We start from the raw sequence: 18,825 nt of genomic DNA, 5'->3' as shown, positions 1-18,825 counted from the left end.
ACACGCCGCGGCCGGGGGGGGGGGGCCTGGGGCGCGCCCGCGCCCCCGCCCCCCGCCGCGCGGCTCAGCGCAGCCGCCGCCCGTAATCCTCGAACTGCGCGAACACCTCGGCCATCTCGGCCGCGCCCAGCAGCACCGGCTCGAGCCCCGCCGCGCGCAGGGCGAGGTACTGGCGCGCCAGGTTCTCCACCTCCAGCGCCAGGGCCTGCGCGGCGACGAGCGTGGCGCCGATCGCCACCACGCCGTGGTTGGCGAGCAGCGCCGCGCGCCGGCCTTCCAGCGCCGCCACCGCCGCTTCCGCCAGCGCCGCCGTGCCGAAGGTGGCGTAGGCCGAGCAGCGTATGTCGGGGCCGCCGGCCATCGCGATCATGTAGTGGAAGGGCGGGATCGGCCGGCGCGCGCAGGAGAGCGCGGTCGCCATCGGGCTGTGCGTGTGCACGATCGCCCCCGCCTCGGGCCGCGCCGCGTAGATCGCGGCATGGAGCTGCCATTCCGAGGAGGGGCGGCCCTGACCGGGCAGCGCCGTGCCGTCCGCCGCCGTCGCCACGATGTCGTCGGGGCCCATCGCCGCGTAGGGCAGCCCGGCCGGGGTGACCAGGAAGCCGTTGCCCAGTTGGGAGGATAACCGGGAGGACAGCCGGCAGGACAGGTTGCCGGACTTCGAGGGCATGAAGCCCGCCGCGTCGAGCGCCCGCCCGGCCCGCACCAGCGCCTCGCGCGCCGTCATCTCGTCCACGCCGCCGCTCCCGCCTTCCGGCCCTTTCGCACCGGCGGCCGGCGCGGCGGCCGGCCGGGCCGCAACGCCGCCGCCGACACGCCTTCACCGGCGCGTCGCCGTCGGCGCGCCGAACCGCCGGGGCGCTACACCGCCGAGGCGCTCGCCTCCGATCGCGTGGCGCCGGCGCGCGCGGCGAGTGCCGCCGCCATGAACTCGTCGAGGTCGCCGTCCAGCACCGCCGCCGGGTTGCCCTTCTCGAGGCCCGTGCGCAGGTCCTTCACCAGCTGGTAGGGCTGGAGGACGTAGTTGCGGATCTGGTGGCCCCAGCCGATGTCGGTCTTGCCGGCCTCGGTGGCGGCCGAGACCTCCTCGCGCTTGCGCAGCTCCAGCTCGTAGAGACGGGCGCGCAGCATGTCCATCGCGATGGCGCGGTTGCGGTGCTGCGAGCGGTCCTGCGTGCTCGCCACCACGATCCCGGTCGGGATGTGGGTGAAGCGCACGCCGGATTCCGTCTTGTTCACGTGCTGCCCGCCGGCGCCGGAGGCGCGGAAGGTGTCGGTCTTGAGGTCGGCCGGGTTGATCTCGACCTCGATCCTGTCGTCGATCACCGGGTAGACGTAGACGCTGGCGAAGCTGGTCTGGCGCTTGTCGTTGCCGCCGAACGGGCTGATCCGCACGAGCCGGTGCACGCCCATCTCGGTCTTGAGCCAGCCATAGGCGGAGGGCCCCGAGACCTGGATGGTGGCGGACTTGATGCCCGCCTCCTCGCCCTCGGATTCCTCGGTCAGCGTCACCTTGTAGCCGTGCTGCTCGGCCCAGCGCGTGTACATGCGCAGCAGCATCTGCGCGAAGTCCTGCGCGTCGGTGCCGCCGGTGCCGGCGTTCACCTCGACGTAGCAGTCGAGCCCGTCCGCCTCGCCCGAGAGCAGGCTCTCGATCTCGCGCCGCTTGGCCTCCTCGGCCAGCGCCGAGAGGTCGGCCACGGCGGCGTCGGCCGTGGCGGCGTCGCCCTCGGCCTCGGCCAGCTCGACCAGTTCCATCGCGTCGCGCACGCCGGCCTCGAGGCGCACGACACCCTCGATCTGGTCGGCCAGCCGGTTGCGCTCGCGCATCACGGACTGCGCCGCGGCCGCGTCGTTCCACAGCGCCGGGTCCTCGGCGCGGGCGTTCAGCTCATCGAGACGTCGTTTCGCGACATCCCAGTCAAAGATGCCTCCTCAGCAGCGTCACCGAGGCGGCGATCTGCTCGTGCAAGGCTTCTGCGTCGGCGCGCATGGTCGGTCGGGCTCCTGCGGCGGAGGGGGCGAAGTGGCGCCCGCGGCGGACCGTGATCCGGCCGGGCCCACGCTTCGCCGGCGCTCGCTGTTCTCAGGGCGGATTCGGGCCGCCGGGCGTGTCCGCCCGCCGACGATCCGCCCTGATGGCGGTCCGCTCTAATAGAGCCCGCCCAGCCCGCTGTCCACGGCCACCGGGGCGCCACCCCCGCCGCCCCCGCCCCCGCCGCCGCCGCCGCCCACCGGGCGGGCGGCGTTCTCGGTGCCGGGGCGGAAGGCCTCGGTGATGGTCTTGCCGCCGTCGCTGATGCGGACCAGCGCGACGCCGGGCGGCGCGCGGAAGGGCACGGCCGGGCTGCCGCGCAGCGCCGCCTCCAGCACGTCGTGGAAGATCGGCGCGGCGTTGCCGCCGCCCGTCTCGCCCTCGCCGAGCGAGCGCGGGTCGTCGAAGCCCACCCAGACCGCCACCACGATGTCGGGCGTGAAGCCCACGAACCAGTTGTCGTGGTAGTCGTTGGTGGTGCCCGTCTTGCCGGCGATCGGGCGGTTCAGCCCCTCCGCGGCGCGCGTGCCGGTGCCGTTGGTCACCACGCCCTGCATCAGGTTGGTGATCTGGTAGGCGGCGATCGGGTCGGTGATCTGCCGGCGCTCGTCGCGCAGCACTGGCGGGCCGGCGGTGGCCGAGGCCGGCGGGTCGGCGCTGCAGCCGTCGCAGCGCCTGGTGTCGGAGCGCCAGATCACCCGGCCGAGCCGGTCCTGCACGCTGTCGATCAGGCTCGGCGTCACCTCGCGCCCGCCATTGGCGAAGGCGGCGTAGCCGGCCGCCATGCGCAGCACCGTGGTCTCGCCGGCGCCCAGCGTCATGGCGTAGACGCGCGGCATGTTCGGCATGATGCCGAAGCGCGCGGCGACGTCGGCCACCCGGTCGATGCCCACGTCCTGGGCGATGCGGATGGTGACGAGGTTGAGCGAGCGCTCCAGCGCCCGGCGCATCGTCACGTACTGGTTGGTGGAGCGGTCGCCGTAATTCCCCGGCCGCCACATCTGGCCGTTGCCCATGGGCAGCTCGATCGGCGCGTCGAGGTAGCGCTGCGTCGGCGGGATGCCCTGCTCCAGCGCCGCGAGGTAGACGAAGGGCTTGAAGGAGGAGCCGGGCTGGCGCTGCGCCTGCGTCGCGCGGTTGAACTGCGAGCGGTCGTAGCTCCAGCCGCCGGCCATGGCCAGCACGCGGCCCGTGGCGGGGTCGAGCGCCACCACCGCGCCCTCGATGGTCGGCATCTGCCGCAGCTGCACCCGCTCCGTGCCGCCGCGCGCGCCGGCGCTGCCCGCCGGCTCGACGAAGACGAGGTCGCCCGGGCTCACCACGTCCTGCATGCGGCGCGGCAGGCCGCCCAGGCGCTCGTTGCGCACCGGCCGGGCCCAGCCGGACACGTCCGAGAAGTTCAGCACGCCGCTGCGCGGCTGCGGCGCGCCGCGCGGGTCCGGCCGCTCCACCCAGCCGAGGCGGGCGTCGCCGCCGCGCACCTCCAGCACCACGGCGAGCTTCCACTCGGGCGGGGCGCCGCCGGGGCGGGCGAAGTCGGCGAGCTGCGGCAGCCATTCGGTCGCCGCCGGCGAGACGTGCCCGACCACGCCGTGCCAGCCGCCGCGGCGGCGGTCATAGGCCATCAGGTGCTCGCGCAGGATGCGCTCGGTGGCGCCCTGGAGCTGCGGGTCGAGGCTGGTGCGGACCACGAGGCCGCCCATGTTGGTCTGCTCGGGACCGAAGCGGCCGATCAGCTCGCGCCGCACCTCCTCGGTGAAGTACTGGCCGACCGGCACCACCTCCGGCCGGCGCATGCCGCGCGGCACGATCGGCTCGGCCTTGGCGGCACGCACCTCCTCCTCAGTCGCGGCGCCGTCCTCGCGCATGCGGTCCAGCACCCAGTCGCGCCGGGCGCGGGCGGCCTCGGGGTAGCGGGCGGGGTTGTAGTTGTTCGGCGCCTTGGGCAGCGCCGCCAGGAAGGCGGCCTCGGCCAGCGTCAGCTCGTCCAGCCCCTTGCCGAAGTAGTTCTGCGCGGCCGCCGCCACGCCGTAGGCCTGCTGCCCGAGGAAGATCTCGTTGAGGTAGATCTCCAGCACGCGCTCCTTGGGCAGCGCCTCCTCCAGCCGGATCGCCAGGATCGCCTCGCGGACCTTGCGCATGATGGTGCGGTCGGCGCCCACCAGCATGTTCTTGGCGACCTGCTGGGTGATGGTGGAGGCGCCGATGGCCCGCCTGCCGGTGCCGTACTGCTCCAGGTTGGTGAGCGCGGCGCGGGCCAGGGCGAACGGGTCGACGCCGCGGTGCTCCCAGAAATTCTGGTCCTCGGCCGAGACGAAGGCCTGCTGCACCCGGCGCGGGATGTCGTCGATGGGCACGAAGACGCGCCGCTCCTGCGCCAGCTCGGCCATCAGGCGGCTGTCGGCGGCGTAGATGCGGCTCATCTGCGGCGGCTGGTAGTCGGCGAGCCAGCGGTAGTCCGGCAGGTCGGCCGAGACGTGCCGGTAGGCGCCGTAGGCCGCGATGCCGCCGCCCACCACGCCGACCACGGCCACGGTGGCGAGGAAGCGCACCACCGGGCCGAACAGCCGGCGGCGGCGGCGGCGCGGCGCGGGCGGCCGGCGCGGCGGCCCGCCGCCGGGGCCCTCCCCGGAATCCCGGGGCGCCTGCGGCGGCCCGCCGGCCCCGTCGCCCGCCGCCCCCCCGGGCGGAACGCCCTGGGGGCCGCCCTGGGGGCCGCCCTGGGAGCCACGATGGGCGCGGTCGATCGCGATCGGACCTTCGGCGCGGAGTTCGTGCGGTGCCATGATGCGATCCCTTACACCGCCTCTACATGGGGAGCGATCACCGCCGCCTGAACGCCAGACCCGCAGAGAAGTGGGGAGGGGAGGCAGGGCCCGCCCCCGGCGGGCGCGGCGGCGCAACCCGGGGCGCGGGCCGCCGGGCCGGCCATCGCCCGGCAGGCGAGTCCCGGCATCGCCCCTCGCGCCGGTCACGCCGGGCGGGCGGACGCCGCACGCGGCCGCCGGGCGGCGCGCGCCCGCCGCGTGCCGCCGCTCAGCCGAATCCGCCGCCGCCGGCGAGCTGCTCCTGGCGCAGCAGCCAGGCGAGCACGGTGCGCGACAGCGCCGCGGCGATCCTCTCGCGGTGCGCCGGCTGCCCCAGCGCCGCCTCGTCGGCCGGGTTGGAGAGGAAGCCCATCTCCACCAGCATGGCGGGCGTGTCGGGCGCCTTCAGCACCACGAAATTGGCGTGCCGGTGGGAGTTGGGGAGCAGCGACACCTCGCGCCCCAGCTCGCCCACCGCCATGCGGGCGAGTCGCTCGGAGCCGGCGCGGGTCTCCTGCCGCACCAGGCTGGCCAGGATGCGCGCCACCTCGGGCGGCACCGAGGGCAGGCGCATGCCGCCGGCCTGGTCGGCCCGGTTCTCGCGCCGCGCCAGCGCCGCCGCCAGCCCGTCCGAGGCGGTGTCGCCCAGCGTGTAGACGCTGGCGCCGCGCGCCACGGCGGGCGCGGAATCGGCGTGCAGCGAGACGAACAGCGTCGCCTGCCGGGCGCGGGCGAAGGCGGTGCGGTCCTCCAGCGGCACGAACACGTCGCGCGTGCGGGTCAGCGCCACGCGGCAGCGCCCGGTGGCCTGGAGCTGGCGGGCGAGCGCCTGCGCGGCCGCCAGGGTGATCCGCTTCTCGTAGGTGCCGGAGCGGCCGATCGCGCCGGGGTCGCGTCCGCCGTGGCCGGGGTCGAGCACCACCAGCGGCAGGGTGCCGCCGGGGGGGCTGCCGGTGCCGGGCCGCTCGGGCGGGGCGACGCGCGCGACCGCGGGGGTGGCGGGGGCGGAAGAGGCGAGCACGCGGCCCGGGGTCGCCAGGGCGGCGAAGGCGGCGCCGCGGCCGGGCAGCAACTCGACCGCCAGCGCGCCGCCCGCCCTTCCCCGGCCCGCCGCGCGGACCAGCGGCGGCGCGACCGGCCGGGCCAGCTCCAGCAGCAGCCGGCCGCGCGCGGCGTCGAAGCGGGCGCGCCGCACCAGCCCGGCGCCCTCGACCGTGGCGGGACCGCTCCAGGCCATGCCGGGCAGGTCGAGCACGAGGCGCGGCGGGTCGGCGAGGGCGGTGAGCTGCCAGGGCTGGCCCGGCGGCAGGGCGAGGCGCAGCCGGGTCGCCTCGCCCGCGCCGGAAAGGCGCAGCGGCCCCGGCCCGTCGGCCCCGCCCGGCCGGCGCTCCCGCGCGATGGCCGCGCCGGACCACAGGGCCGCGAGGGCCGGCAGGCCGCAGCCCAGCAGCCGGCGGCGGGAATGCAGCATGGCCATCGACCGGTTCCGTGCTCTCCTGTGGGAATGGGCGCGCCCGCCCAGGATGCGCGCCCGATCCCCCGGCTGTGTAGCGCCGCCGACGTAACGGAACGGTTTCGGCCGGATGGCTGCGGCGGGGATGCCACAGGGCGGCCGTGATGAGGGGGCCGCGATGCCGTCCCGCGGCATTCCCGCGGCGGCTCCTCCCGACCGGCTGCCCGAGGCGGTCCTATCCGGGCCGATCCTTGCCTGGGCCTGTCCTTGCCTGGGTCTGGTCTTGCCTGGGCCGATCCTTCCCGGGGCGCTCCCTCCCGGGGCGATTTCCCCTCGGGGCGATCTTCCGGGAAGAGACCCCGGGCCATCCTGCCGGAGCGGACCGCCGGCCGCGCCTCGCCGGCCGGGAATGCGCCCGGGCGGGCGCTCGCAGGGCGCAGCGGCCGCGGCGGCGATCACGGTCATGCGATGGCGGGGAGGCCGCGCGGCGGGCCGGGCATCCCCGCGGCGACCAGGCCCGCCCTACGGCACGCGGCCCGCCGGCGGCCCGCCGCGGGCGGCGGCCGCCCCCGCCACCCGCCGGCCCTTCCCCGGCGCCCCGCCGGCTTCCATGCCCCGCCCTTGTGGAAACGCGCCTCCGGCCGCTATCCTGCATTGCCTCGACGGTGCCCGCCGTCGGCGGAGCCGCGCCGCGACTGCCCGGTTCGCCCCTCCCGGCGATCCTCGCAAACCCTGCGGTCGGCTGGGACCGGATGCGCCCGGCCTGGGGACGGCCCTGCTCGGCCCGCCTCCTCGCTTTGCCGGATGCGCCCCCCTCCGCCTGCGCGGGACCGTCGCGTGCCGGACCGGCCCTTGCCGCTGCCCCGCAGCCCGGCTGCCGCCCCCGGCGCGCGACGAACGCCGTCCGCCCGCGCACCTCCTCCCCTCGCCCGGCCGGCCAAGCCGCCGGCAGGGGGCCGAGCCGGGCGTCACGGTCGCGCCGATGCCGGCGCGATGCGCGGGGCAGACACAGAGGGCCCCGCCCGGCATCGCGCTTGGATATCGAGCTCGGTGGCGATGCGGCGGCCCGCCGAGAGCGAGGTTGACGCGCCGCCGCATGCCCCCACTCCGCATGCCCTTTCCGCACCCGCCACGGTGCGTCTCGCGCGTTCGCCGCCTCTCGGGACCCCTCACCCCGATCCGCCGCCCTGGCGCCCCACGGCCCGGCGGCGTGGAGCATTGGCAGGCATGACCAAACGCATGCTGATCGACGCCGCCCACGCGGAAGAGACCCGCGTGGTGGTGCTAGACGGCAACCGGCTGGAGGAATTCGACCTCGAGGCCGCCACCAAGCGCCCGCTGAAGGGCAACATCTATCTCGCCAAGGTCGTGCGCGTGGAGCCCTCGCTCCAGGCCGCCTTCGTCGAGTACGGCGGCAACCGCCACGGCTTCCTGGCCTTCGGCGAGATCCACCCCGACTACTACCAGATCCCGGTCGCCGACCGGCAGCGCCTGCTGGAGGCGCAGGCCGCCGAGGCGCGCGAGGAGGAGGAGGCCGAGGAGGCCGCCGCCGCCGCCGAGGCGGCGCGCCACGCCCGCCAGAACGGCCAGGGCCGGCATGCCCAGCGCGGCGGCCGGCACTGCGGCGCCGAGGGCCGCGACGACGGCCCCCGCGCCGGGGCGCCGGGCAACCATGACGCCGAGGCGTCGGGCAACCATGACGCCGAGGCGTCGGGCGACCGGGACGAGGCCCGCGCGGCGCTGCCGGAGACGGCGGAAGGGAACCCGGCCGACGAGAGCGGGTCGGAGCCGGTGCAGGAGGCCGCGGCCTACGAATTCGGCGCCGAGGCGGCCGAGATCGGCCCCGGCCCGGAGGCCGCCGGCCACGCTGCCGAGGGCGGTGTCGAGCCCGGCGGCTGGGCCGAGCCCGGCGCCCCGGCGGACGACTGGAGGACGGGCGAGCGGACGGGCGCCGCGCAGCCGCTGGCGCAGCCCGTGGACCGCGTCGCCGGCGCCGCGATGGACGAGCCGCCGGAATCCGGCGCCGACTGGACGGCCGGGACGCACGAGGCCCCCGCCGGCAACGACGAGCCGCGCGACGCCGCCGGCGACCACGGCGACGCGCCCGAGGAGTCCCTCGGCGACCGCGTGGAGAGCATTGCGGGTGAGTCCGGCCCGCCCGAGACGCTGGGCGGCGAGGGCAACGGCGATTCCGAGGAGCCGCGCGAGCGGCGCATCCCGTCCCGCTACCTGCGCCACTACAAGATCCAGGAGGTGATCCGCCGCCGGCAGATCATGCTGGTGCAGGTGGTCAAGGAGGAGCGCGGCACCAAGGGCGCGGCGCTGACCACCTACATCTCGCTGGCCGGCCGCTTCTCCGTGCTGATGCCGAACTCGCCGCGCGGCGGCGGCGTCTCGCGCAAGATCACCTCGGCCGGGGACCGCAAGCGGCTGCGCGAGGCGATCGACGAGGTCGGGCTGCCGCAGGGCATGAGCCTGATCGTGCGCACCGCCGGCGCGCAGCGGCCCAAGCCCGAGATCCGCAAGGACTGCGAGTACCTGCTGCGCCTGTGGGACAGCATCCGCGAGCGCACGCTGCAATCGACGGCGCCGGCGCTGATCTACGAGGAAGCCGACCTCATCAAGCGCTCGATCCGCGACGTCTACGCGCGCGACTGCGACGAGGTCGTGGTGGAGGGCGAGGACGCCTTCCGCGAGGCGCGCGAGTTCATGCGCATGCTCATGCCCGGGCATGCGCGCAAGATCCAGCTCTACCGCTCCGAGCAGAGCGGCGTGCCGCTCTTCGCGCGCCATCAGGTGGACGCGCAGCTCGACGCGATGCACTCGCCCGTCGTGCAGCTCAAGTCCGGCGGCTACATCGTCATCAACCAGACCGAGGCGCTGGTGGCGATCGACGTGAACTCGGGCCGCGCCACGCGCGACCGGCACATCGAGGACACGGCGCTGCGCACCAACCTGGAGGCGGCCGACGAGATCGCCCGCCAGCTCCGCCTGCGCGACCTCGCCGGGCTGATCGTGATCGACTTCATCGACATGGAGTCGGCCCGGCACGACGCCATGGTGGAGCGGCGCGTCAAGGAGGCGCTGAAGCAGGACCGCGCCCGCATCCAGGTCGGCCGCATCAGCCATTTCGGCCTGCTGGAGATGAGCCGCCAGCGGCTGCGCCCGAGCCTCGCCGAGACGAGCTTCGTCGCCTGCCCGCATTGCGGCGGCACCGGCCATGTGCGCTCGGTGGAGAGCAGCGCGCTGCAGGTGCTGCGCGCGGTCGAGGAGGAGGGGGCGAAGCGGCGCGCCGGCGAGATCCTGGTGCACGTGGCCGGGCCGGTCGCGATGTACCTGCTGAACCGCAAGCGCGACCGCCTCGCCCAGATCGAGCACCTCTACGGCATGACGGTGCTGTTCGCGGCCGACGACACGCTGATCGCGCCCGCGCTGCGCATCGAGCGCACCCGCGCGCCGCTGCCGCAGCTCGCGAACGGCGAGGCGAACGGCCGGCCGCAGGCGCTGCGCATGGACTACGCGCCCGAGCCCGACGACGAGGCCGAGGCGCCGGAGGACGAGGAGACCGGCGAGGAGGCCGCCGCCCCGGCCGTGGCCGCGCGCCAGGTGCCGGCGCCGGCCGATGAGCCGTCCGGCGACCGCGACCAGCCCGTCGAGCAGGCCGCCAGGCAGCCCGCCGGCCAATCCTCTGGCCAATCCTCCGGCCAGTCCTCCGGTCAGCCGTCCGAGCCGGCCGGCGAGGGCGAGGGGGCCGACAAGCGCCGCCGCCGCCGCCGCCGCCGCCGCGGCCGGCGCGAGGACGGCACGATGCAGACCGAGGGGCAGGCCGAGGGGCAGAACGAGGGTGCCGACGAGCCCGGCGCCGACGAGGGCGAGGAGGACGAGGCCGAGGAGGGCTTCGAGACGCCGGCCGAGCCCGCCGGCGAGGGCCTCGCCGCGGCCGAGCCCGCGCCGGAAGCCGAGGGCGAGTCGGAGGACGAGGCCGGGCGCTTCCGCCGCCGCCGCCGCCGTCGCGGCGGCCGCCGGGAGCAGGCCGAGGGGGGCGAGGGCGAGGGCGGCTATGTTGCGCCGCGCTATGCCGGCCCGACCCCGGCGGATCCCTTCGCCGGGCAGATCGACGACATCTTCAGCGCCATGGAGGCGGCCGAGGCCGCGGCCGAGGCCGCCGCGTCGCGCCGTGCCTCGCCGGTGACGGCCGCGCCGGCCGATTCCGCCGCCTCGGAGCCGCCCGCGCCGGCGACGGTGGCGGCCGCCGAGGTGGCGCCTGCCACCGAGGGCCCGTCCGTACCGGTGGCGGATGCCTTCGTCCCGGAGGCCGGCGTCCCGGAAGCCTTCGTCCCGGAAGCCGGCTTCCCGACAGCCGGCGGGACTGAACCCCCCGCCGTGGCGGCGGCCCCACCCGAGGTGACGGCGGCGTCCGAGCCGACGGCGCCCGAGCCGGTGGCAGCCGAGCCGGTGGCCGAGGTGGTGGCGGCCGCGCCGTTGCCGCCTGCCGAGGCGCCCGTCTCCGGGGCCCCATCCTTCGAGGCGCCGGTCCCCAAGGTGACGGCGCCCGCCCCCGTGCCGGCGGCCGAGGCGCCCCTGGCCGGGACTGTGGAAGCCGCGTCGCCGGCCGACCTGCCGGCGGAGACGGCCATGGCCGCCCCGGCCGAGGCGGCCTTGGTGGCCCCGGCGCCGGAAGCCGTGGCCGAGCCGCCGCCGGCACCTGCCGTGCAGCCGGTGCTGGTGGGCGGCGAGGACGACGGCGCGCCCAAGCGCCGCGGCTGGTGGAAGCGCTGAGCTGAGCGCCCGCCGGGGGAGCGAACCTCCCCCGGCGGGCCCCGCCTTCCCCGACACGCGCTGGGGACCGCATGACGCGCCTGCTGCTCGTGCTGCTGCTGCTGGGCGCCGGCCTCGCGGCCCTGTTCCGGACCACGCCGCTTTCCGGCGACATGGCCGCCTTCCTGCCCCCCGGCCGCTCCGCCGAGAGCGCCTTCCTGTTCCGCGAGCTGCGCAGCGGCGCCGCCACCACCCTGCTGCTGGCCGGCATCGAGGGCGCGCCGCCGGCGGAGCTGGCAAGGCTCAGCCGCGCGGTGGGCGACACACTGCGCGCCTCGGACCGCTTCGCGCTGGTGGGCAACGGCGCCTTCGACCTTTCCGAGCGCGAGCTGGACCTGCTGTTCCGGCACCGCTACCTGCTCTCGCCCGCCGTCTCGCCGGCGCTGTTCGAGACGGAGACGCTGCGCGCGAAGCTGCGCGGGCTGATCGAGGGGCTGCGCTCCTCGCTCTCGCCGCTGCTGGTGCGCTTCGGCCTGGCCGACCCGGTGGGGGCGTTCCTGGCGCTGGCGCAGGGCTGGATCGGCGCCAGCCGGGTGCAATTGCGCGAGGGCGTCTGGTTCGCCGACACGCCGGATGGCCCGCGCGCCCTGCTGGTGGCGCGCACCCGCGCCGCCGGGCTGGACGTGGAGGCGCAGTCGGCGGCGGTGGCGCTGCTGCGGCAGGCCTTCGCCGCCGCGAATCCCGGCCCGGCGCGGCTGCTGGTCAGCGGGCCGGGCGTGTTCGCGGCCGAGGCGGCGGCGGCGATCAAGGCCGATGTCCACCTGATCTCGGTCGCCTCCGGGCTGCTGCTGCTGGCCTTCCTGCTCTGGCGCTACCGCTCGCCGGGCATGCTGCTGGCGATGGCGGTGCCGCTGCTGGCGGCGACGCTCGCCGGCGCCCTGGCGGTGCGGCTGGCCTTCGGGACGATCCACGGCGCCGCCTTCGGCTTCGGCATGACCATGCTGGGCGTCACGGTCGATTACCCGATCCTGCTGGTGACGCTGCGCCGGCCTGGCGAGCCGCTCGCCGCCACCGCGCGGCGCATCTGGCCGACGCTGCGCCTGGCCGCCGCCGCCGCCGCGCTGGGGCTGACGGCGATGCTGTTCTCCGGCTTCGGCGGGCTGAGCCAGCTCGGCCTGTTCGCGGCGGCGGGGCTGGCGGCGGGGGCGGCGACCACGCGCTGGGTGCTGCCGCATCTGGTGCCGGGGGAGGGCGCGGCGGCGGGGCCGGCGGCCTCGGCGGGCGGGCCGGCACCGGGCTGGTTCGCGATCCGCCCGCGCCCCCTGCCCGCCCCGCTGCTGCGCGCCCTGCTGGCGCTGCCGCGCTTCCGCGCGCTGGGGTACGGCGCCATCGCCCTGGCGGCGCTGGGGCTGCTGCTGGCCGGCGGGCCGCGCGAGGAGCGCGACCTGAACGCGCTGAACCCGGTGCCGCAGGCCAGCCGCGACCTCGACCTGGAATTGCGCGCCCAGCTCGGCGCGCCGGACGTGCGGACGCTGCTCGTGCTGCGCGGCGACAGCGCGGAGGCGGTGCTGCGGCAGTCGGAACGGCTGGCGGCGGCGCTGGCGCCGCTGGTCGGGCCGGGGCGGGCGGTGGAGTCGCTCGACCTGCCCTCGCGCTTCCTGCCGAGCGAGGCGACGCAGCGGGCGCGGCAGGCGGTGCTGCCGGAGGCGGCGACGCTGCGCGCCCGGCTGGCCGAGGCCGCCGCCGGCCTGCCCTTCCGCGCCGGCGCCTTCGACCGCTTCCTCGCCGCCGTGGCCGAGAGCCGCACCATGGCGCCGCTGACGCCCGAGGCGCTGGCCGCCGGCAGCCCGCTGCTCGCCGCGCGGCTCGACCCGCTGCTGGCGCGGCGGGAGGATGGCTGGATCGGCCTCGCCATCCCGGCCGGGCTGCGCGACCCGGCGGCGCTGCGCGCGGCGCTGGCGCCGCCCGACCTGCCCCCGGACGCGCTGCCCGGCCTGCTGTTCATCGACACCAAGACCGAGATGGAAGGCGTGCTCGGCGAGGCGATGGGGCAGGCGCTGCGCTGGGTGGCGGTGGGCGGCGCGGGCGTGCTGCTGCTGCTCGGGGCCGGGCTGGGCGCCGCGCGGCCGGTGCTGCGCTGCGCCGTCCCGGTGGGCGGCGCGCTGCTCGTAACCATCGCGATTCTCTCGGCGGCCGGGCTGCGGCTCACGCCGTTCCACCTCGTCTCGCTGCTCTTGCTGGCGGGCGTGGCGATGGATTATGCCCTGTTCCTCGCCCGTTCCGGGACCGAAAGCCACCCGAGGGACAGCCAGGAGGGCCCTCCCTCGGGGGACGATATCGGGGAGCGCGGCCGCACCCTGGAGTCCGTGCTGAATTGCGCCGCCGCCACCCTGCTCAGCTTCGGCCTGCTGGCCCTGTGCGGCACCCCCGTGCTGCGCGGCATCGGCCTGACCGTGTCGCTCGGCGTCACCGTCGCCTTCCTGCTGGCTTGTACCCTGGTGCCCCCCGGTGCGCGCCCCGGTGCGCCCCCTGGTGCGCCGCGGGCAGCCGCCGGAACCCCCGGGGAACCCGGCTGAGCGCATGACGGAACCGGAGACCGCCCGGCCCGGCCCCCGGCCGTGGCGGGCGCCGCTGCGCATCGCGGCGATCACGGCGGTCAGCGCCGCCGGGGTGGGGCTGGCGGCGACGCGGCAGGCGCTGCGCGAGCGGCGCGGCGGCCTCGTGCCCTGCGACCTGCCGGACATGCCGGCGGGCATCTGGATCGGCCGGGTCGCGGCGGTGGAGTCGGTGCGCCTGCCCGCCGCGCTGCGGGCCTTCGACTGCCGCAACAACCGGCTCGCCGAGCTCGGCCTCGCGACGGACGGGTTCGACGCGGCGGTGGCGCGCGCCCGCGCGCGGCACGGCGCCGGGCGGATCGCCGTGGTGCTCGGCACCAGCACCGCCGGCATCGCCGAGACCGAGGCCGCCTGGCGCCGGCGCGACGCCGAGGGGCGGCTGCCGGCGGATTTCGACTTCGCCCACACCCACGACCTGCACGCCCTGTCGCGCTACGTGCGCGCCCGGCTCGGCCTGGCGGGACCCGCGCTGACTCTCTCCACCGCCTGCACCTCGGGGGCGCGCGCCTTCCTGGAGGCGCGGTCGCTGATCGAGGCGGGGGTCGCGGACGCGGCGGTGGTGGGCGGGGTGGACACGCTCTGCCGCATGACGCTGCACGGCTTCGACGCGCTGGAGCTGCTCTCGCGCCGCCCGAGCCGTCCCTGCTCGGCCGACCGCGACGGCATCTCGATCGGCGAGGCGGCGGGCTTCGCGCTGCTGGAGCGGATGGAGTCAGGGGAGGAGGCGGCGCTGCGGCTGCTCGGCGCCGGGGCGAGCAGCGACGGGCATCACATGTCGGCGCCGCATCCGGAGGGGCTGGGCGCGGTGCTGGCCATGCGGGCGGCGCTGGGCGCGGCGGGGCTGGAACCCGGGGCGATCGACTACGTGAACCTGCACGGCACCGGCACCCGCGCCAACGACGCGATGGAGGACCGCGCCATGTCGGCGCTGTTCGGCGGCCGCGTCCCCTGCTCCTCCACCAAGGGCTGGACCGGGCACACGCTGGGCGCCGCCGGGGCGCTGGAGGCGGCGGTCGCGGCGATCTGCATCGGGGACGGGCTGGTGCCGGGCTGCCTGGGCGTGGCGGCGGTGGACCCGGCCTTCCGCAGCGACGTGGCGGTGGCGAACCGGCGGCTGCCGGTGCGCCGCGTGCTGAGCAATTCCTTCGGTTTCGGCGGCAGCAACGCCGCGCTGGTGATCGGCGGGCACGACGCATGAGCCTGCCGCGCCCTTCCCGCCCGCGGGTCCCGGCGGCGGCTCCGCCCCTGCCGGGGCGGGCAGGCGGGCGACGCCTCCCTGCCGGGTGCCGGGGCGGCGCCCCGATGCCCTCGCGCCCGTCGCGCTCCCCGGCATGAGCCACGCCATGATCCCCGGCACTCTCCCGGGCACGCTCCCGGCCACGCTCCCGGGCATGGTCTGCCACGTCGCCGGCGTGGGCCTGCTCGGCCCCGGCCTGCCGGACTGGGAGTCCGGCGCCGCCGCGCTGGCCGGCCGCGCGCCCTGGACGGCGGCGCCGGTCGTGCCGCCGCCGCCCGCGATGCTGGCCGCCACGGAGCGCCGGCGCACCAGCCTGGCGGTGCGGCTGGCGCTGGCCGCGGCGTCGGAGGCGGTGTCGCGCGCCGGCCTGCCGGCGGATGCGCCCGACACGGTGTTCGCCAGCAGCAACGGCGACGGCGCCGTGGTGGGCGCCATCCTGGAGGCGCTGCACGCGCCGGGCGGGGCGATCTCGCCGACCCAGTTCCACAATTCCGTGCACAACGCCGCCGCCGGTTACTGGAACATCGGCGCGGGCTCGATGTGCCCCTCGGTCAGCCTGGGCTGCCACGACGACACGGTGCCGCTGGCGCTGCTCCAGGCGGCGGCGCAGGTGGCGTCGGAGCGGCGGCCGGTGCTGCTCTGCCTCTACGACGCGCCGCTGCCGCCGCCGCTGGACGCGCTGCGCCACACCACCCTGCCCTTCGCCTGCGCGCTGGTGCTGGCGCCGGAACCCACGCCCGGCTGCCTCGCCACGCTGCGCGTGCGCCATCTGACGGCGGGCCCGCCCGACGAGCCCGCGCTGCCGGCCGGGCTCGCGGCGCTGCGGGCGGCCAACCCGGCGGCGCGCGCCCTGCCGCTGCTGGCGGCCCTGGCCGGGGGGGGAACGGGCAGCGGGGCGGGCGGCGGGACGGCGACGCTGCGCCTCGGGCTGGCCGATGGCGGGGCGGTCGAGGTCGGGCTGGCGCCATGCTGAGGCCCGGACCGGGCCCGGCCGACCGGCGGCTACAGCGAACCGCGGTCCGGTTGGGACTGCGGTTCGCCGTAGCTCGTTGTTCTCGGCGCGGATTCACGCCTCCGGGCGTAGCCGCCCTCCGGCGATCCGCTCTAGCGGGCTGACGGGCATGGACCGGGACGCGATCCGGCGCCTGATCCCGCATGCCGGGCGGATGTGCCTGCTCGACCGCGTGCTGCGCTGGGACGAGGCGGGCATCGAGTGCGCGTCCGTCTCCCACCGCGATCCCGGCAACCCGCTGCGCCGGGCCGGGATGCTGCCGGCGGTGTGCGGCATCGAGTACGCGCTGCAGGCGATGGCGGCGCACGGCGCGCTGCGCGCCTCGGCGCCGCAGCCGGCGGGCTACCTCAGCAGCCTGCGCGGCGTCTCCGTGGCGGCGGCGCGGCTGGACGACGTAGAGGGGCCGCTCGCGGTCGGCGCGGCGGTGCTGGCGAGCGAGTCGCGCGGCTTCATCTACCGCTTCGACGTGCACGGCGCGGGCCGGCTGCTGCTGTCCGGCCAGGCCGCCATCATCCTGGCCGCCGCGTGAGGCCGCGGCCTGACGACGAGATGACCCAGAACCACCCGACCTCCCCACGCGCCCTCGTCACCGGCGCGAGCAGCCCGATCGGCGCCGCCGTGGCGCGCCGGCTGGCCGCCGACGGCGCCCGGCTGATCCTGCACGCCCATGCCAACCCGGCGCGCGCCGAGGCGCTGGCCGCCGGGATCGCGGCCGCGGGCGGCACGGCCGAGGTCGCGTGCTTCGACGTCACCGACCACGCCGCCTGCGCCGACGCCGCCGCGCGCCTGCTGGCGTCGGGCCCGGTGCAGATCGTCGTGCACAACGCCGGCACGCATGACGACGTGCCGCTGGCCGGCATGTCCGAGGCGCAGTGGCGCGGCGTGATCGACGTGTCGCTGAACGGCTTCTTCAACGTCGTCCGTCCGCTGCTGCTGCCGATGATGGGCACGCGCTGGGGGCGGATCGTCGCCATGTCCTCGGTCTCGGCGATCATGGGCAACCGGGGGCAGGCGAACTACGCCGCCGCCAAGGCCGGGCTGATCGGCGCCATGCGCGCGCTGAGCCTGGAGTGCGCGCCGCGCGGCATCACCGTGAACGCGGTGGCGCCGGGCCTGATCGAGAGCCCGGCCGTGGCCGCCGTGCTCACGCCGGAGCGGATCGCCGCCATGGTGCCGGCGCGGCGGGCAGGGCGGCCGGAGGAGGTGGCGGAGCTGGTCGGCTTCCTGGCCTCGGCGCGGGCGGGCTACATCACCGGGCAGACCGTCTCGATCAACGGCGGGCTGGCCTGACGGACCCACGCGCCGACGGAAGCCGCGTGGACGGCACATGCCGCGCGGCCCGTCCGCCTCCTCGCGGGCGGCCCCGGGGCGTCGGCACCGGGGCGGGGCACCCTTCGCGGGCGGGGTCGGGCAATCCCGCCGCCCGTGCGGGCCGGCGGCATCCCGCCACCGGCTCCGGCGCGCCGGCAGGCGCGCCGGGTTCCGCCGCTATAGCGTGCCGCCCTTGCGGCCGGCCATGGCGCCGAGGCGCAGGCGCAGCGCGTTGAGCTTGATGAAGCCCTGCGCGTCGGTCTGGTCGTAGGCGCCCTGGTCCTCCTCGAAGGTGACGTGCTTCATGGAGTACAGGCTGTTCGGCGAGCGGCGGCCGGTGACGATGGTGTTGCCCTTGTAGAGCTTCAGCCGCACCTCGCCCGAGACGCTGTGCTGGCTCTCGTCCACCAGCGCCTGGAGCATGCGCCGCTCCGGCGAGAACCAGAAGCCGTTGTAGACCAGCTCGGCGTAGCGCGGCATCAGGCTGTCCTTGAGGTGCGCCGCCTCGCGGTCCAGCGTGATGCTTTCCATGGCGCGGTGCGCGACGTAGAGGATCGTGCCGCCCGGCGTCTCGTAGCAGCCGCGCGACTTCATGCCGACGAAGCGGTTCTCCACGAGGTCGAGCCGCCCGATGCCGTTCTCCTTGCCGAGCGCGTTCAGCCGCGTCAGCAGCTCGGCCGGGGAGAGCCGTTCGCCATTGATGCCCACGGCGTCGCCGCGCTCGAACTCGATCACGATCTCGGTCGGGGTGTCGGGCGCGTCCTCGGGGCGGATGGTGCGCTGCCAGACCACTTCCGGCGGCTCGTCCCAGGGCTCCTCCAGCACCTTGCCCTCGGAGGAGGAGTGCAGCAGGTTCGCGTCGACGCTGAACGGCGCCTCGCCGCGCTTGTCCTTGCTGATCGGGATCTGGTGCTGCTCCGCGAACTCGATCAGCTTGGTGCGGCTGGTCAGGTCCCATTCGCGCCAGGGCGCGATCACCTTCACGTCGGGCTTGAGCGCGTAGTAGCCGATCTCGAAGCGGACCTGGTCGTTGCCCTTGCCGGTGGCGCCGTGGCAGACCGCGTCGGCGCCGACCTGCTCGGCGATCTCGATCTGGCGCTTGGCGATCAGCGGCCGCGCGATCGAGGTGCCGAGCAGGTACATCCCCTCGTACAGCGCGTTGGCGCGGAACATCGGGAAGACGAAGTCGCGCACGAACTCCTCGCGGAGGTCGTCGATGAAGATGTTCTCCGGCCTGATGCCGAGCAGCTCGGCCTTCTTGCGGGCCGGGCCCAGCTCCTCGCCCTGGCCGAGATCGGCGGTGAAGGTCACCACCTCGCAATTGTAGGTGGTCTGCAGCCACTTCAGGATCACGCTGGTGTCGAGCCCGCCGGAATAGGCGAGCACCACCTTCTTCACGTCCTTCACGCGCATGAGCTGTCTCGATCCTCGGATCTGGGTGCCGGTGGGAGGGCACGTCGGGAAAGGGCCTGCCTGGACGCGGCGCGGGAAGCGCCGCGTCCAGGCAGGCCCCGCTGGGGGAGTGCCCGACGGCGGTTCCGGCGGCGCCGCCGCGAGGGAGCCTCGCCTGGCGCCGGGACTCCGGAGGACGCCGGAA

Annotated in this window: 11 protein-coding genes; 6 read left to right on the top strand and 5 right to left on the bottom strand. The window is 76.5% G+C overall.

Annotated features, from left to right (window positions below; all coding sequences use genetic code 11):
* Window positions 1-64: 64 nt before the first annotated feature.
* The 4 genes from M0638_RS11140 to M0638_RS11125 form a co-directional block, all read right to left on the bottom strand.
* Window positions 65-727, bottom strand: coding sequence for a class II aldolase/adducin family protein (locus M0638_RS11140; protein WP_248667061.1), 663 nt, complete (start codon window positions 725-727; stop codon window positions 65-67).
* A 134-nt stretch (window positions 728-861) separates the two neighbouring features.
* Window positions 862-1,993, bottom strand: a protein-coding gene (gene prfB / locus M0638_RS11135; protein ID WP_248667060.1) for a peptide chain release factor 2 whose coding sequence is annotated in 2 segments (ribosomal slippage) — window positions 862-1,923 and window positions 1,925-1,993 — 1,131 coding nt in all. Because the reading frame shifts where the segments join, the coding sequence is not laid out codon by codon here.
* A 158-nt stretch (window positions 1,994-2,151) separates the two neighbouring features.
* A complete protein-coding gene (locus tag M0638_RS11130) occupies window positions 2,152-4,590 on the bottom strand; it encodes a penicillin-binding protein 1A (protein ID WP_248667059.1) in 2,439 nt (812 codons plus the stop codon).
* A 481-nt stretch (window positions 4,591-5,071) separates the two neighbouring features.
* The gene (locus M0638_RS11125) at window positions 5,072-6,319 is read right to left on the bottom strand and encodes an N-acetylmuramoyl-L-alanine amidase (RefSeq protein ID WP_248667058.1); all 1,248 of its coding nucleotides are present in this window, start codon (window positions 6,317-6,319) and stop codon (window positions 5,072-5,074) included.
* 1,203 nt (window positions 6,320-7,522) lie between these two features.
* On the opposite strand from M0638_RS11125, the gene M0638_RS11120 reads away from it, so the two are divergent.
* The 6 genes from M0638_RS11120 (at window position 7,523) to fabG (ending at window position 17,207) form a co-directional block, all read left to right on the top strand.
* A complete protein-coding gene (locus M0638_RS11120; protein WP_248667057.1) occupies window positions 7,523-11,074 on the top strand; it encodes an Rne/Rng family ribonuclease in 3,552 nt (1,183 codons plus the stop codon).
* 71 nt (window positions 11,075-11,145) lie between these two features.
* The gene (locus M0638_RS11115) at window positions 11,146-13,629 is read left to right on the top strand and encodes an MMPL family transporter (protein ID WP_248667056.1); all 2,484 of its coding nucleotides are present in this window, start codon (window positions 11,146-11,148) and stop codon (window positions 13,627-13,629) included.
* 4 nt (window positions 13,630-13,633) lie between these two features.
* Window positions 13,634-14,866, top strand: coding sequence for a beta-ketoacyl-ACP synthase (locus tag M0638_RS11110; RefSeq protein WP_248667055.1), 1,233 nt, complete (start codon window positions 13,634-13,636; stop codon window positions 14,864-14,866).
* Between the two features lie 133 nt (window positions 14,867-14,999).
* A complete protein-coding gene (locus tag M0638_RS11105) occupies window positions 15,000-15,878 on the top strand; it encodes a beta-ketoacyl synthase chain length factor (RefSeq protein WP_248667054.1) in 879 nt (292 codons plus the stop codon).
* Between the two features lie 148 nt (window positions 15,879-16,026).
* Complete coding sequence (locus M0638_RS11100) at window positions 16,027-16,446, top strand: hypothetical protein (RefSeq protein ID WP_248667053.1); 420 nt, start codon at window positions 16,027-16,029, stop codon at window positions 16,444-16,446.
* A 20-nt stretch (window positions 16,447-16,466) separates the two neighbouring features.
* Window positions 16,467-17,207 carry a 3-oxoacyl-ACP reductase FabG gene (fabG, locus tag M0638_RS11095; protein WP_248667052.1) on the top strand — a complete coding sequence of 247 codons (741 nt, stop codon included), beginning with the start codon at window positions 16,467-16,469 and terminating at the stop codon, window positions 17,205-17,207.
* Window positions 17,208-17,405: 198 nt separating this feature from the next.
* Here fabG and M0638_RS11090 read toward each other — a convergent pair whose 3' ends face one another.
* Entirely contained in the window at window positions 17,406-18,641 is a 1,236-nt protein-coding gene (locus M0638_RS11090) for an argininosuccinate synthase (RefSeq protein WP_248667051.1), read from the bottom strand.
* Window positions 18,642-18,825 lie beyond the last annotated feature (184 nt).

The organism is Roseomonas acroporae (assembly GCF_023223525.1).
Taxonomy (GTDB): Bacteria; Pseudomonadota; Alphaproteobacteria; order Acetobacterales; family Acetobacteraceae; genus Roseomonas_E; species Roseomonas_E acroporae.
This window is presented reverse-complemented; position numbering and strand designations above follow the sequence as displayed.